Below are 13,684 nucleotides of genomic sequence, written 5' to 3'. Positions count from 1 at the left end.
TCGGGGCTCAGCCGGCCAGCGCCGCGGCGAGCGCCGCCTGCCCGGCCCGCACCGCGCCTTCCAGCGTGGCGGGGTAGGGGCCTTCCACGTAGTCGCCGGCGGCCCACAGGCCGGGTGCCACCGCGGCGGGCGGGCGGTCCAGCCCCGGGGTGCAGAGGAAGGTGGCGCGCCGCTCGGCCAGCGTGCGCAGCACCGTGGGCACCACCGGCCAGGTGCCGGGGGCAAAGGCGGCCTGGGCCTGCAGCAGCGTGGCCTCGGCCGTGGCCTCCAGACCGAGTGCCGCCCAATCGCGGGCGCCGCTGATGACGAAGGCAAACACGCCATGGGTGCCGCGGTCGCCGGCCAGCGCTCCCAGGTCGAACACGAACTGCGCCGGCGCCTGCGGGCCGGCCTGCAACGCCATCATCGGCAGCGGCAGGCGGGCGCCGGGGCAGCGCAGGTACACGGTGATGATGGGTTCGTAGTCAAAGGCCGCGGCGCGCGCGGCCCAGGCGGGCGCCAGCGGCTGAGCCAGCCGGGCCGCCTCGCGGGCGGAGGTGGCCAGCAGCACCTGGTCGAACGCCTGACCTTCCACCTGCCAGGCGCTGCCTTCGCGCTGCAGCTGCTGCACCCGCTGGCCCATGCGCACGGTGGCGCCGCGCGACTGCAGCCAGGCCTGCGCCGGCGCGGGCAGCAGCGCGCCCAGGCTGGCGCGCGGCAGCAGCAAGTCGGCGCTGCCGGCGCCGCTGAACAGCGCATCGCGCAGCACCCGCAGGAACACCCGCCCGCTGGCGCGCTGGGTTGGCGTGTTGAGCGCGGCCACGCACAGCGGCTCGATGAGCTGCTGGCGCACCGCCGGGCTCAGGCTGCGGGTGAGCTGCGCCACGCCATCTCGCGGCGCGCAGCGGAAGCCGCTGGCGCCCCAGCGGCCGGCGGCCAGCAGCAGCGACGCGCGGTCGCGCCAGCCCCAGCCGGGATAGGCCAGCACGCCGCGCACGAAGGCCGGGATGGCCGACCCGGGCGGCAGCCGCAGCCCGCTGCCGTCGGGATACACCAGCGCCAGCGGGCAGCGCAGCAGCAGGGCCTCGGGCGATGCACCCACGGTGCGCATCAGGGCCAGCGTATGGCGGTAGGCGCCGATGAGGATGTGCTGGCCGTTGTCCAGCGGCAGGCCGTCCATCGGCACCTCGCGGGCGCGGCCGCCCAGCTGCGGCGCCATCTCGAACAGCGTCACCTGGGCACCCCGCTGCACGCCGGCCACCGCGGCGGCCAGGCCGGCCCAGCCGCCACCGATCACCGCGACGCGGCAGTCCACGGCTAGCGCGCTTGCCAGTTGGTGCGCATCGCGATCCACACCTTGCGCACCGGCGTGAGGGCGATGCGCTGGTGCAGCACCTGGAAGTCGCTGGCCTCGATCTCGCGCAGCAGCGTGCGGTAGATGTTGGCCATCATCAGCCCCGGGCGCTGGGCGCGGCGGTCCTGCGCGGGCAGCAGCGCGAAGGCCTCGTCGTAGAAGCGGTGGGCACGCTCGGCCTGGAAGCGCATCAGCGCGGTGAAGCGGTCGCTGTAGCCCCAGGGCGCGGTGCGCTGCAGCAGCTCATGCGCCTTCACGTCGAACTGCTGAAGTTCCGAGACCGGCAGGTAGATGCGGCCGCGGCGCGCGTCCTCGCCCACGTCGCGGATGATGTTGGTGAGCTGCAGGGCCAGGCCCAGGCGGTGCGCGTACTCGATCGTCTGCGCCTGGGTACGGCCGAAGATGCTGGCCGCTACCTCGCCCACCACGCCGGCCACCAGGTGGCAGTAGCGCTGCAGGCCGGTGAAGTCGAGGTAGCGGCTCTGCTCCAGGTCCATCTGGCAGCCGTCGATCACCGCCATCAGGTGCTCGGGGCGGATGTCGTAGTCGCCTGCGTGCGGCATCAGCGCCTTCATCACCGGATGGGTGGCGGTGCCGGCGAAGGACTGCGCCACCTCCTTGCGCCACCAGGCCAGCTTGGTGGCGGCCACGCCGGTGTCGTGCACCTCGTCCACCACGTCGTCCACCTCGCGGCAGAAGGCGTAGAAGGCGGTGATGGCCGCGCGCCGTGGCGGCGTGAGGAACTTGAACGCGTAATAGAAGGAGGAGCCACTGCGCGCGGCCTTCTCCTGCACGTATTGCTCGGGGGTCATGCGGGCCTTCGGGCCGGTGCGTCGGCGGGGGTCATGGTGAGCGCACGCCACAGCAGGCGCGGCGCGTCGGCGGCGCCCACGGTGGGGCGGCGGCGCAGGCTGTCGTGGTCCTGGCCGGCGATCTTGTCGAGGATGCGCAGGCCGCCCTGCACCACCAGGCGCAGCTCCCAGCCGGCACGGCCGGGCAGGCGGTGCACCAGCGGCGCGCCGGCCAGCATGCTCTGGCGGGCCCAGGCGCACAGCTCGCGCACCAGCGCGCGGGTGGCGGGCGAGGCCTGCTGCGCCGCGGCCTCGGCCTCCAGGCCGGCCGGCGTCAGGCCATGCCGGCGGGCATCGGCCAGCGGCACGTAGTGGCGGCCGCGCGGCAGGTCGATGCGCAGGTCCTGCCAGAAGTTGATGAGTTGCAAGGCGGTGCAGACGGCGTCGGATTCGGCCAGCGCCGCCGGCGTATCCACGCCGTACAGGTGCAGCAGCAGGCGGCCGATGGGATTGGCGGAGCGCGCGCAATAGTCCAGCAGCGCGGCGCGGTCGGGGTAGAGCGGGTTGCGGGTGTCCTGCTCGAAGGCGCTGAGCAGGTCTTCCAGCGGCTGGCGCGGCAGGCGGTGCGCAATGATCATGCGCTGCAGTGGCGCGAACACCGGCGCCCAGCGGCCGGAGGAGTCGCCGTCGAAGGCGCGCTGCAGCGCTGCGCGGTACTCGGCCAGCGCGGCCAGGCGCTCGTCGGCGGGCAGGTCGCCCTCGTCAGCCAGGTCGTCGGCGGTGCGCGCGAACCAGTAGATGGCCTGGATCGGCGGCCGCAATCCTGGCGGGCACAGCCAGGAGGCAACGGGGAAGTTTTCGTAGTGGTCGACGCTCACGGGACCGCGATTGTCCACATAAGCGGCACTCAACCCTCGCAGGTTCGCAGTCGATTGACATGCCACCCGCGCGACTTCTACATTACTGACCGGTCAGTCAGTACCAGAGAACAGCCGCAAAACACGGCACACGACAATCCGCGAACCGCGGGGTTCCGACGTCACAAGGACACGTTTCGATGCGCCTTCACCTCCTTTCCGTCGCCGCTGGCGCGCTGTCGCTGGCCCTGCTGGCCGCTTGTTCGCGGCCCGAGCCGGAAGCCGAGCCCATCCGCGCCGTGCGCACCACGGTGATTGCCGCGGGCAGCGCGGGCGGCAGCGTCGATTACGCGGCGGAGGTGCGGGCGCGCACCGAATCGCGGCTGTCCTTCCAGGTGCCGGGCAAGATCACCCGCCGCCCGGTGGACCTGGGCGACACCGTCAAGCGCGGCCAGCTGCTGGCCCAGCTGGACCCGCAGGACCTGCGCCTGGGCGAAGCCGCCGCCCAGGCCGCGGTGCGCGCCGCGCAGGTGAACTACGACCTGGCTGCCGCCGACCTCAAGCGCTATCGCGAGCTGAAGGCCCAGGGCTTCATCAGCGGCGCCGAGCTGGAACGCCGCGAGACCGCCACCCAGGCGGCCCAGGCGCAGCTGGAGCAGGCGCGGGCGCAGGCCGGCGTGCAGGGCAACCAGCGGGCGTACACCGCGCTGCTGGCCGACGCGCCCGGCGTCATCACCTCGGTGGATGCGGAGCCCGGCACGGTGGTGGCCGCCGGCACGCCGGTACTGCGCCTGGCCCACGACGGCCCGCGCGACGTGGTGTTCAGCGTGCCGGAAGACCGGCTCAACGGCATGCGGGCGCTGATGGGCAAGGCCGGCGCGGTGCAGGTGTCGCTGTGGGGCCAGGAAGGCAAGCCCATTCCCGCCACCGTGCGGGAGGTGGCGGCCGCCGCCGATCCGGTGACGCGCACCTTCCTGGTCAAGGCCGACGTGGGCAGCACCGGCGTGCGGCTGGGCCAGACCGCCACCGCCTCCATCGCGCTGCCGCGGGTGGAGGGCGTGACGAAGCTGCCGCTGTCGGCCGTGTTCGAGGAGCAGGGCCGCTCCACCGTGTGGGTGGTGGAGCCGGGCACGATGACGGTGCGTGCGCAGCCGGTGCAGGTGGGCGGTGCCGACGGCAAGGACGTGGTGATCGCCGGCGGCCTGCAGCCGGGCCAGCGGGTGGTGACGGCCGGCGTGCATGTGCTGACACCGGGGCAGAAGGTCACGCTGTATGCCGAGCCGGGCGCGCCGGTGCCGCCGCCGGCCGCACCGGCCGCTTCCGCCGCACGCTGAGCCACCGGAGCCGCCCCCCATGACCGACCCGACTCCGCTGGCCGTCGAGCCTTCGCGCTTCAATGTCTCGCGCTGGGCGCTGGAGCATCCGGCGCTCACCCGCTACCTGATGATCGTGCTGATGGTGCTCGGCGTGGCCGCGTACTTCCAGCTCGGCCAGGACGAGGACCCGCCCTTCACCTTCCGTGCGATGGTGGTGCAGGCCTACTGGCCCGGCGCCACCGCGCAGCAGGTGGCCGACCAGGTCACCGACAAGATCGAAAAGGCGCTGCAGGAGGTGCCGCATGCCGACAAGATCCGCAGCTACACCAAGCCCGGCGAATCGCTGACCATCTTCCAGCTGCAGGAAAGCACGCCGCCCAAGGAGGTCTCGGGCACCTGGTACCAGGTGCGCAAGAAGATCGGCGACATGCGCGCCACGCTGCCGGCGGGCGTGATCGGCCCCTTCTTCAACGACGAGTTCGGCGACGTCTACGGCACCATCTACGCGCTGTCGGCCGACGGCTTCAGCGACGAGGAGCTGCGGGTGCAGGCCGAGGCCGTGCGCCAGGAGCTGCTGAAGGTGCCCTACGTGGCCAAGGTGGAGCTGTTCGGCGTGCAGCCCGAAAAGCTGTTCATCGAGATCTCGGCCCGCCGCCTGGCGCAGCTGGGGCTGGACTTCAACCAGGTGATCGGCCAGCTCGGCGCGCAGAACGCGGTGGAAGGCGCCGGCGTGCTCAACGCCGGCACCGACAACCTGCAGGTGCGCATCGGCGGCGCCTTCAATTCGGTGGAGGAGCTGCGCCAGTTCCCCATCCGCGGCACCAACCCGGCCACCGGCGCCGGCAGCACGCTGCGCCTGGGCGACATCGCCGAGATCCGCCGCGACTACGCCGACCCGCCTTCCACCATGGTGCGCCACCAGGGCCGCCAGGTGGTGGCGCTGGGCATCTCGATGGCCAAGGGCGGCGACATCATCGAGCTGGGCAAGCAGCTGCGCGCCCGCGCCGACACTGTGCGCCGCACGCTGCCCGCCGGGCTGGAGCTGTCGCAGGTGCAGGACCAGCCTTCGGCCGTCTCGCGCTCGGTGGGCGAGTTCGTCAAGGTGCTGGTGGAGGCGGTGGTGGTGGTGCTGGCGGTGAGCTTCATCAGCCTGGGCCTGCACACCCGGCCGCTGCGCATCGACGTGTGGCCGGGGCTGGTGGTGGGCATCACCATTCCGCTGGTGCTGGCCATCACCTTCGTGACGATGTTCTATTGGGGCATCGGCCTGCACAAGATCTCGCTGGGCTCGCTGATCATCGCGCTGGGCCTGCTGGTGGACGACGCCATCATTGCGGTCGAGATGATGGTGCGCAAGCTGGAGGAGGGCTTCGACAAGCTGCATGCCGCCACCTACGCCTACGAGGTGACGGCCATGCCGATGCTCACCGGCACGCTGATCACCGCGGCCGGCTTCCTGCCCATCGGCCTGGCCAAGTCGATGACCGGCGAATACACCTTCGCCATCTTCGCCGTCACCACCGCGGCGCTGGTCATCTCCTGGGTTGTTTCGGTGTACTTCGTGCCCTACCTGGGCGCCCGCCTGCTGCACACCCACAGCCGGGTGCAGGGCGGCGAGGTGCACGAGCTGTTCGATTCGCCGTTCTACATGCGCTTCCGCCGCCTGGTGGACTGGTGCGTGCACCACCGCTGGATCACCATCGGCCTGACGGTGCTCACCTTCGCGCTGGGCATCGTGGGCATGGGCAAGGTGCAGCAGCAGTTCTTCCCCGATTCCAGCCGCCCCGAGGTGCTGGTGGACCTGTGGTTGCCTGAAGGCAGCACCATCCAGCACAGCAACGAGGTGGCCAAGCGCTTCGAGGCCCGGATGATGAAGGAGCCCGGCGTCGAGAGCGTCACCCTCTGGGTGGGCTCGGGCCTGCCGCGCTTCTACCTGCCGCTGGACCAGATCTTCCCGCAGGCCAACGTCTCGCAGGCCATCGTGCTGCCCAAGGACCTGGAAACCCGCGAGCACCTGCGCAAGGCGCTGCCGGCCATCCTCGCCGCCGAATTCCCGGACGTCCGCGGCCGCGTGAAGCTGCTGCCCAACGGCCCGCCGGTGCCGTATCCGGTGCAGTTCCGGGTGATGGGCGACGACGTGACCCAGGTGCGCCAGTGGGCCGACCAGGCGCTGGCCATCCTGCGCGCCAGCCCCAACATGCGCGGTGTCAACGACAACTGGAACGAGTCGGTCAAGGTGCTGCGGCTGGAGATCGACCAGGACAAGGCGCGCGCGCTGGGCGTCACCAGCCAGGGCATCGCCCAGGCGTCACGCACGCTGCTGTCCGGCACGCCGGTGGGCCAGTACCGCGAAGGCGACCGGCTGATCGACATCCTGCTGCGCCAGCCGGCCGACGAGCGCGCCGCCGTCACGTCGCTGGCCAACGGCTACGTGCCCACCGCCACCGGCCGCGTCATCCCGCTGACGCAGATCGCCAGCATCCGCTTCGACTGGGAGCCGGGCGTGATCTGGCGCGAGGGGCGGCAGTTCGCCGTCACCGTGCAGGGCGACGTGGCCGAAGGCCTGCAGGGCCCGACCGTCACCGCCGAGCTGTGGCCGCAGCTCAATGAACTGCGCCAGCGCATGCCGCCGGGCTACACCATCGAGATCGCCGGCGCGGTGGAGGAAAGCAGCAAGGGCCAGGGCTCCATCGCCGCCGGCGTGCCGCTGATGCTGTTCATCATCTTCACCCTGCTGATGCTGCAGCTGCAGAGCTTCAGCCGCTCGGTGCTGGTGTTCCTCACCGGGCCGCTGGGCATCGCCGGCGTGGCCGGCGCGCTGCTGCTGCTGAACCGGCCGTTCGGCTTCGTCGCGCTGCTGGGCGTGATCGCGCTGATGGGCATGATCATGCGCAACTCGGTCATCCTGATCGACCAGATCGAGCACGACCGCGCCCGCGGCGTGCCCACCTGGACGGCGGTGGTGGAGTCGGCGGTGCGCCGCTTCCGCCCCATCGTGCTGACGGCCGCGGCCGCGGTGCTGGCGATGATCCCCCTGTCGCGCAGCGTGTTCTGGGGTCCGATGGCGGTGGCCATCATGGGCGGGCTGATCGTGGCCACCGCGCTCACGCTGCTGGCGCTGCCGGCGATGTACGCGGCATGGTTCCGTGTGAAACGTGAGCCCGCGCAGGCTGGTTAGAATCCGCGGTTCACAAAAACAGCGAAGGGGCGCTTCCGCCCGGAAGCAGCCCCTTCTTTCCACTTCCAGCGCGGGTGGCGAAATTGGTAGACGCACCAGGTTTAGGTCCTGACGCCAGCAATGGTGTGGGGGTTCGAGTCCCCCCCCCCGCGCACCACAGTACGCAACAAGAGAGTCGGACAAATGACGGTCACGGTTGAAACCCTCGAGAAACTGCAACGCCGGATCACGCTGACGCTGCCGGCCGATGTCATCGCCGGCGAAGTGTCGACGCGGCTGAAGAAGCTGGCTCGCACCGTCAAGGCCGACGGCTTCCGCCCCGGCAGGGTGCCGATGAGCGTGGTGACGCAGCGCTACGGCTACTCGGTGCAGTACGAGGTGGTGAACGACAAGGTCGGCGAGGCCTTCAACACCGCCGCCAACGAAGCCAAGCTGCGCGTGGCCGGCATGCCCAGCATCACGCAGAAGGACGAGGCGCCCGAGGGCTCCTTTGCCTTCGACGCCACCTTCGAGGTGTATCCGGAAGTGGTCATCGGCGACCTGGCCGGCGCCGAGGTGGAGCGCGTGTCGTCCGAGGTGACCGACGCCGCCATCGACAAGACCGTCGACATCCTGCGCAAGCAGCGCCGCACCTTCGCCCAGCGCCCGGCCGACGCCGCCGCCGAGGAAGGCGACCGCGTGACCATCGACTTCGAAGGCAAGATCGACGGCGAGCCCTTCGCCGGCGGCAAGGCCGAGGCCTTCCAGTTCATCGTCGGCGAAGGCCAGATGCTGGAGCAGTTCGACAAGGCCGTGCGCGGCATGAAGGCCGGCGAAAGCAAGACCTTCCCGCTGCAGTTCCCCGAGGACTACCAGGGCAAGGACGTCGCCGGCAAGGAAGCCGACTTCCTGGTCACGATGACCAAGATCGAATCGCAGGTGCTGCCGGAAATCGACGCCGCCTTCGCCCAGTCGCTCGGCATCGCCGACGGCACGGTGGAAGCGCTGCGCGCCGACATCAAGAAGAACCTGGAGCGCGAGGTCAAGTTCCGCGTGCTGGCCCGCAACAAGGCCTCCGTGATGGACGCACTGGTGTCGGTGGCCCAGCTGGACGTGCCGCAGGCGCTGGTCAAGACCGAGACCGAGCGCATGGTCGAGTCGGCCCGCGCCGACCTGAAGCAGCGCGGCGTCAAGGACGCCGACAAGGCGCCGATCCCGGCCGAACTGTTCACCGCCCAGGCCGAAAAGCGCGTGCGCCTGGGCCTGGTGGTGGCCGAGCTGGTGCGTGCCAACAACCTGCAGGCCAAGCCCGAGCAGCTGCAGGCCCACATCGAAGAGATGAGCCAGAGCTACGAGAAGCCGGCCGAGGTGGTGCGCTGGTACCTGAGCGACCGCCAGCGCATGGCCGAGGTGGAAGCCGTGGTGATCGAGAACAACGTGACCGACTTCGTGCTCGGCCGCGCCAAGGTCACCGACAAGCAGCTGCCTTTCGACGAGCTGATGACCGCCTGACCTCCCTGTGCGATCCGCAGGTCGCAACGGAAGGCGCCGCGCCGCAAGGCAGGCGCCTTTTCCGTTCTTAGGGCCTCCTCTTGCAGGCCCATAATCGACCCGCATGTTGTACAGACTCCCTATTCGCAAGGACAACTCATGAGCGCGCTTGAAACCACCGGCCTGGGCATGGTGCCCGTGGTCATCGAACAATCCGGCCGCGGTGAGCGGGCCTACGACATCTACAGCCGCCTGCTGCGCGAACGGGTCATCTTCCTCGTCGGCCCGGTGAACGACCAGACCGCCAACCTCGTGGTGGCGCAGCTGCTGTTCCTGGAGAGCGAAAACCCCGACAAGGACATCCACCTGTACATCAACTCGCCGGGCGGCAGCGTCAGCGCGGGCCTGTCGATCTTCGACACGATGCAGTTCATCAAGCCCGACGTGTCCACGCTGTGCATGGGCATCGCCGCCAGCATGGGCTCGTTCCTGCTGATGGCCGGCGCCAAGGGCAAGCGCTTCGCGCTGCCGAACTCCCGCGTGATGATCCACCAGCCGTCGGGCGGCGCGCAGGGCCAGGCCACCGACATCGAGATCCATGCCCGCGAGATCCTCAAGACCCGCGAGCAGCTCAACCGCATCTACGCCGACCGCACCGGCCAGTCCATCGAGAAGATCCGCGCCGACATGGAGCGCGACTTCTTCCTGGACCCCGAGGAATCGAAGGCCTACGGCCTGATCGACCAGGTGCTGGACAAGCGCCCGTAACAGCCCTGCCACCCGGGGCGGGCGGCTGAGCTGCGAGGCCCCGTCAGGGGCTTTGCCGGCCCGCCGGTACCCCGGTGGCGTTGGACTATCATTCCCTGCATTGACCTTCGCGTCTGCGAAACCTGAATACCCATGGCCGAGAAAAAAGGCGCTTCGAGCGAAAAGGTTCTGTACTGCTCCTTCTGCGGCAAGAGCCAGCACGAGGTGAAGAAGCTCATCGCCGGTCCGTCGGTGTTCATCTGCGACGAGTGCATCGAGCTGTGCAACGACATCATCCGTGACGAGGTGCCGGCCGACGGCGCCACCGCCAAGGCGGCCAAGTCCGACCTGCCGACGCCCGCGGAGATCAAGACCAGCCTCGACCAGTACGTGATCGGCCAGGAAGTGGCCAAGCGCACGCTGTCGGTGGCCGTCTACAACCACTACAAGCGCCTGAAGCACATGGGCGCCAGCAGCAAGGATGAGGTAGAGCTCAGCAAGAGCAACATCCTGCTGATCGGCCCCACCGGCTCGGGCAAGACGCTGCTGGCGCAGACCCTGGCGCGGCTGCTGAACGTGCCCTTCGTGATCGCCGACGCCACCACGCTGACCGAAGCCGGCTACGTGGGCGAGGACGTCGAGAACATCATCCAGAAGCTGCTGCAGAACTGCAATTACGACGTCGAGCGCGCCCAGCGCGGCATCGTCTACATCGACGAGATCGACAAGATCAGCCGCAAGGCCGACAACCCGAGCATCACGCGCGACGTGTCGGGCGAAGGCGTGCAGCAGGCGCTGCTGAAGCTGGTGGAAGGCACCATGGCCAGCGTGCCGCCGCAGGGTGGGCGCAAGCATCCGAACCAGGATTTCCTGCAGATCGACACGACGAACATCCTGTTCATCTGCGGCGGCGCGTTCGACGGCCTCGAGAAGGTCATCCAGAACCGCACGGAGAAGTCGGGCATCGGTTTTGGCGCCACGGTGCACACCAAGACCGAGAAGCGCGTCTCGGAGGTGTTCCGCTCCACCGAGCCGGAAGACCTGATCAAGTTCGGCCTGATTCCGGAACTGGTCGGCCGCCTGCCGGTGGTCGCCACGCTGGGCGAGCTGACCGAGGACGCACTGGTGCAGATCCTGACCGAGCCGAAGAACGCGCTGCTCAAGCAGTACCAGCGCCTGTTCGGCATGGACGGCGTCGAGCTGGAGATCCGCACTTCGGCGCTCCAGGCCATCTCGCGAAAGGCGCTGGCCCGCAAGACCGGCGCCCGCGGCCTGCGCTCGATCATGGAACATGCGCTGATCGACACGATGTTCGACCTGCCCAACCTCGATGGCGTGGCCAAGGTGGTGGTCGATGAACACAACATCGAAGAGGGCTCCAAGCCCCTGCTGGTCTACCACGAGGCCAAGGCGAGTGCCTGAGTTGCTGCCGCCTGCAACCGCGGCCGGCGGCGGTCTCCTGGAAGCTTCTCATGCGGCCCTGGCGGGCCGCCTTGCAATCCCCCGCTCGGGCCCCACGTCGGCTTGGAAAGAGAGGTTTCTACATGTCCGGACATCCTGTTTTGCCCTCGGATCCGATCACCCTGCCGTTGCTGCCCTTGCGCGACGTGGTGGTGTTTCCGCACATGGTGATCCCGCTGTTCGTGGGTCGCCCGAAATCGATCAAGGCGCTGGAAGCCGCCATGGAAGCCGGCCGCCAGATCATGCTGGTGGCGCAGAAGGCCGCCGGCAAGGACGAGCCCAAGGCCGACGACATGTTCGACGTCGGCTGCGTCTCCAGCATCCTGCAGATGCTGAAACTGCCTGACGGCACCGTGAAGGTGTTGGTCGAAGGCACCCAGCGAGCCAACACGCTGTCGATCACCGAAACGGAGGAGCACTTCGTCTCCGAGGTGTCGCCGATCCAGCCGGCCGTTGACACCAAGCCCGAGATCGAGGCCCTGCGCCGCGCGGTCACGCAGCAGTTCGACCAGTACGTCAAGCTGAACAAGAAGATCCCGCCCGAGATCCTCACGTCCATCGCCGGGATCGACGATGCGGGCCGCCTGGCCGACACCATCGCCGCGCACCTGCCGCTCAAGCTCGAGGCCAAGCAGTCGGTGCTTGACCTGTTCGAGACCGACAAGCGGCTGGAAAAGCTGCTGGAACTGCTCGAGCATGAAGTCGACATCCTGCAGGTGGAAAAGCGCATCCGCGGCCGCGTCAAGCGCCAGATGGAAAAGAGCCAGCGCGAGTACTACCTGAACGAGCAGGTCAAGGCCATCCAGAAGGAACTGGGCGACGGCGAAGAGGGCGCGGATCTCGAGGAACTCGAGAAGAAGATCGCCGCGGCCAAGATGCCGAAGGACGCGCGCAAGAAGGCTGAGAGCGAGCTGAAGAAGCTCAAGCTGATGTCGCCGATGTCGGCAGAAGCCACGGTCGTGCGCAACTACATCGACACCCTGGTCGGCCTGCCCTGGGCCAAGAAGACCAAGATCAAGCATGACCTGTCGAACGCCGAGGAGGTGCTCAACGAGGACCACTACGGGCTGGACAAGGTCAAGGACCGCATCCTGGAATACCTCGCGGTGCAGCAGCGCGTCGACAAGGTGAAGGCGCCGATCCTGTGCCTGGTGGGCCCTCCGGGCGTGGGCAAGACCTCGCTCGGCCAGAGCGTGGCGCGCGCCACCGGCCGCAAGTTCGTGCGCATGGCGCTGGGCGGCATGCGTGACGAAGCCGAGATCCGCGGCCACCGCCGCACCTACATCGGCTCCATGCCGGGCAAGGTGCTGCAGAGCCTGAGCAAGGTGGGCACGCGCAATCCGCTGTTCCTGCTCGACGAGATCGACAAGCTGGGCATGGACTTCCGCGGCGATCCGTCTTCGGCGCTGCTGGAAGTGCTCGACCCCGAGCAGAACCACACCTTCAGCGACCACTACGTCGAGGTCGACTTCGACTTGTCGGACGTGATGTTCGTGGCGACGTCCAACTCGATGAACATCCCGCCGGCGCTGCTGGACCGGATGGAAGTGATCCGCCTGTCGGGCTATACCGAGGACGAGAAGCTCAACATCGCCCAGCGCTACCTGCTGCCCAAGCAGGCCAAGAACAACGGCGTGCTGGACGACGAGATGGAAGTCACCGAGAGCGCGCTGCGCGGCATCATCCGCTACTACACGCGGGAGGCCGGCGTGCGTTCGCTGGAACGCGAGATCTCGAAGATCTGCCGCAAGGTGGTCAAGGGCATCCAGCTGAAGAAGTACGAGGGCAAGGTCGTCGTCACCGACGAGAACCTGCATGACTTCCTGGGCGTGCGCAAGTACGACTACGGCCGTGCCGAGAAGAAGAACCAGGTGGGGCAGGTGTCCGGCCTGGCCTGGACCGAGGTGGGCGGCGACCTGCTGACCATCGAGGCGGCGGTGATGCCCGGCAAGGGCAACATCATCCGCACCGGCTCGCTCGGTGACGTGATGAAGGAATCGGTCGAGGCGGCACGCTCGGTGGTCCGGTCACGCTCGCGGCGCCTGGGCATCAAGGACGAGCTCTTCGAGAAGCGCGACGTGCACATCCACGTGCCCGATGGCGCCACGCCGAAGGATGGCCCGAGTGCCGGCATCGCGATGACCACGGCATTCGTCTCGGCGCTGCTGGGCATCCCCGTCAAGGCCGACGTGGCCATGACCGGCGAGATCACGCTGCGCGGCGAAGTGACGGCCATTGGCGGCTTGAAGGAGAAGCTGCTGGCGGCGCACCGGGGTGGCATCAAGACGGTGATCATCCCGGAGGAGAACGTCAAGGACCTGCAGGAGATCCCCGAGAACGTGAAGAACAATCTCGAGATCGTGCCGGTGAAGTGGATCGACCGCGTGCTGGAAGTGGCGCTCGAAAGCGCGCCGCAGCCTCTGCCGGACGAGGAAGTGGTGCCGGAGACCAAGGCCGCGCCGGCTGCGGGCGGAGGTAGCGTGACGCCCGCGGGCATCAAGCATTGAGTTTTAGTCGGGATTAGGCTTGCC

9 protein-coding genes and 1 tRNA gene are annotated in these 13,684 nt (G+C 68.8%); 7 read left to right on the top strand and 3 right to left on the bottom strand.

Annotated elements, in window-relative coordinates:
* Window positions 1–7: 7 nt before the first annotated feature.
* Genes hpnE through hpnC form a run of 3 tightly spaced genes read right to left on the bottom strand, consistent with a single transcriptional unit; the run spans window position 8 to window position 3,002 of the window.
* Window positions 8–1,294, bottom strand: coding sequence for a hydroxysqualene dehydroxylase HpnE (hpnE, locus tag LRS14_RS06905; protein WP_257799055.1), 1,287 nt, complete (start codon window positions 1,292–1,294; stop codon window positions 8–10).
* Between the two features lie 2 nt (window positions 1,295–1,296).
* Entirely contained in the window at window positions 1,297–2,145 is an 849-nt protein-coding gene (gene hpnD, locus LRS14_RS06900) for a presqualene diphosphate synthase HpnD (RefSeq protein WP_257799054.1), read from the bottom strand.
* Window positions 2,142–3,002, bottom strand: coding sequence for a squalene synthase HpnC (hpnC, locus tag LRS14_RS06895; RefSeq protein ID WP_257799053.1), 861 nt, complete (start codon window positions 3,000–3,002; stop codon window positions 2,142–2,144). The genes hpnD and hpnC overlap by 4 nt, the downstream gene beginning before the upstream one ends.
* A gap of 179 nt (window positions 3,003–3,181) precedes the next feature.
* Between hpnC and LRS14_RS06890 the strand changes: the two genes are divergently transcribed.
* From LRS14_RS06890 to lon, 7 genes are all read left to right on the top strand, one after another.
* Window positions 3,182–4,315, top strand: a complete 1,134-nt coding sequence (locus LRS14_RS06890) for an efflux RND transporter periplasmic adaptor subunit (RefSeq protein WP_046112198.1) — start codon at window positions 3,182–3,184, stop codon at window positions 4,313–4,315.
* A 19-nt stretch (window positions 4,316–4,334) separates the two neighbouring features.
* A complete protein-coding gene (locus LRS14_RS06885) occupies window positions 4,335–7,475 on the top strand; it encodes an efflux RND transporter permease subunit (protein ID WP_046112197.1) in 3,141 nt (1,046 codons plus the stop codon).
* Between the two features lie 68 nt (window positions 7,476–7,543).
* A tRNA-Leu gene (locus tag LRS14_RS06880) sits at window positions 7,544–7,632 on the top strand.
* Between the two features lie 26 nt (window positions 7,633–7,658).
* Window positions 7,659–8,966 (top strand): trigger factor, encoded by a 1,308-nt coding sequence (tig, locus tag LRS14_RS06875; protein WP_257799052.1) that lies wholly within the window; start codon window positions 7,659–7,661, stop codon window positions 8,964–8,966.
* Window positions 8,967–9,104: 138 nt separating this feature from the next.
* On the top strand, window positions 9,105–9,713 hold the full coding sequence (gene clpP, locus LRS14_RS06870) for an ATP-dependent Clp endopeptidase proteolytic subunit ClpP (protein ID WP_046112195.1): 609 nt from the start codon (window positions 9,105–9,107) through the stop codon (window positions 9,711–9,713).
* 132 nt (window positions 9,714–9,845) lie between these two features.
* On the top strand, window positions 9,846–11,114 hold the full coding sequence (gene clpX, locus LRS14_RS06865) for an ATP-dependent Clp protease ATP-binding subunit ClpX (RefSeq protein ID WP_046112194.1): 1,269 nt from the start codon (window positions 9,846–9,848) through the stop codon (window positions 11,112–11,114).
* Between the two features lie 122 nt (window positions 11,115–11,236).
* The gene (gene lon, locus LRS14_RS06860; RefSeq protein ID WP_257799051.1) at window positions 11,237–13,660 is read left to right on the top strand and encodes an endopeptidase La; all 2,424 of its coding nucleotides are present in this window, start codon (window positions 11,237–11,239) and stop codon (window positions 13,658–13,660) included.
* Window positions 13,661–13,684: the final 24 nt, after the last annotated feature.

Origin of the sequence: Aquincola sp. J276, assembly GCF_024700035.1 — a bacterium.
GTDB lineage: Bacteria > Pseudomonadota > Gammaproteobacteria > Burkholderiales > Burkholderiaceae_C > Aquincola > Aquincola tertiaricarbonis.
This window is presented reverse-complemented; position numbering and strand designations above follow the sequence as displayed.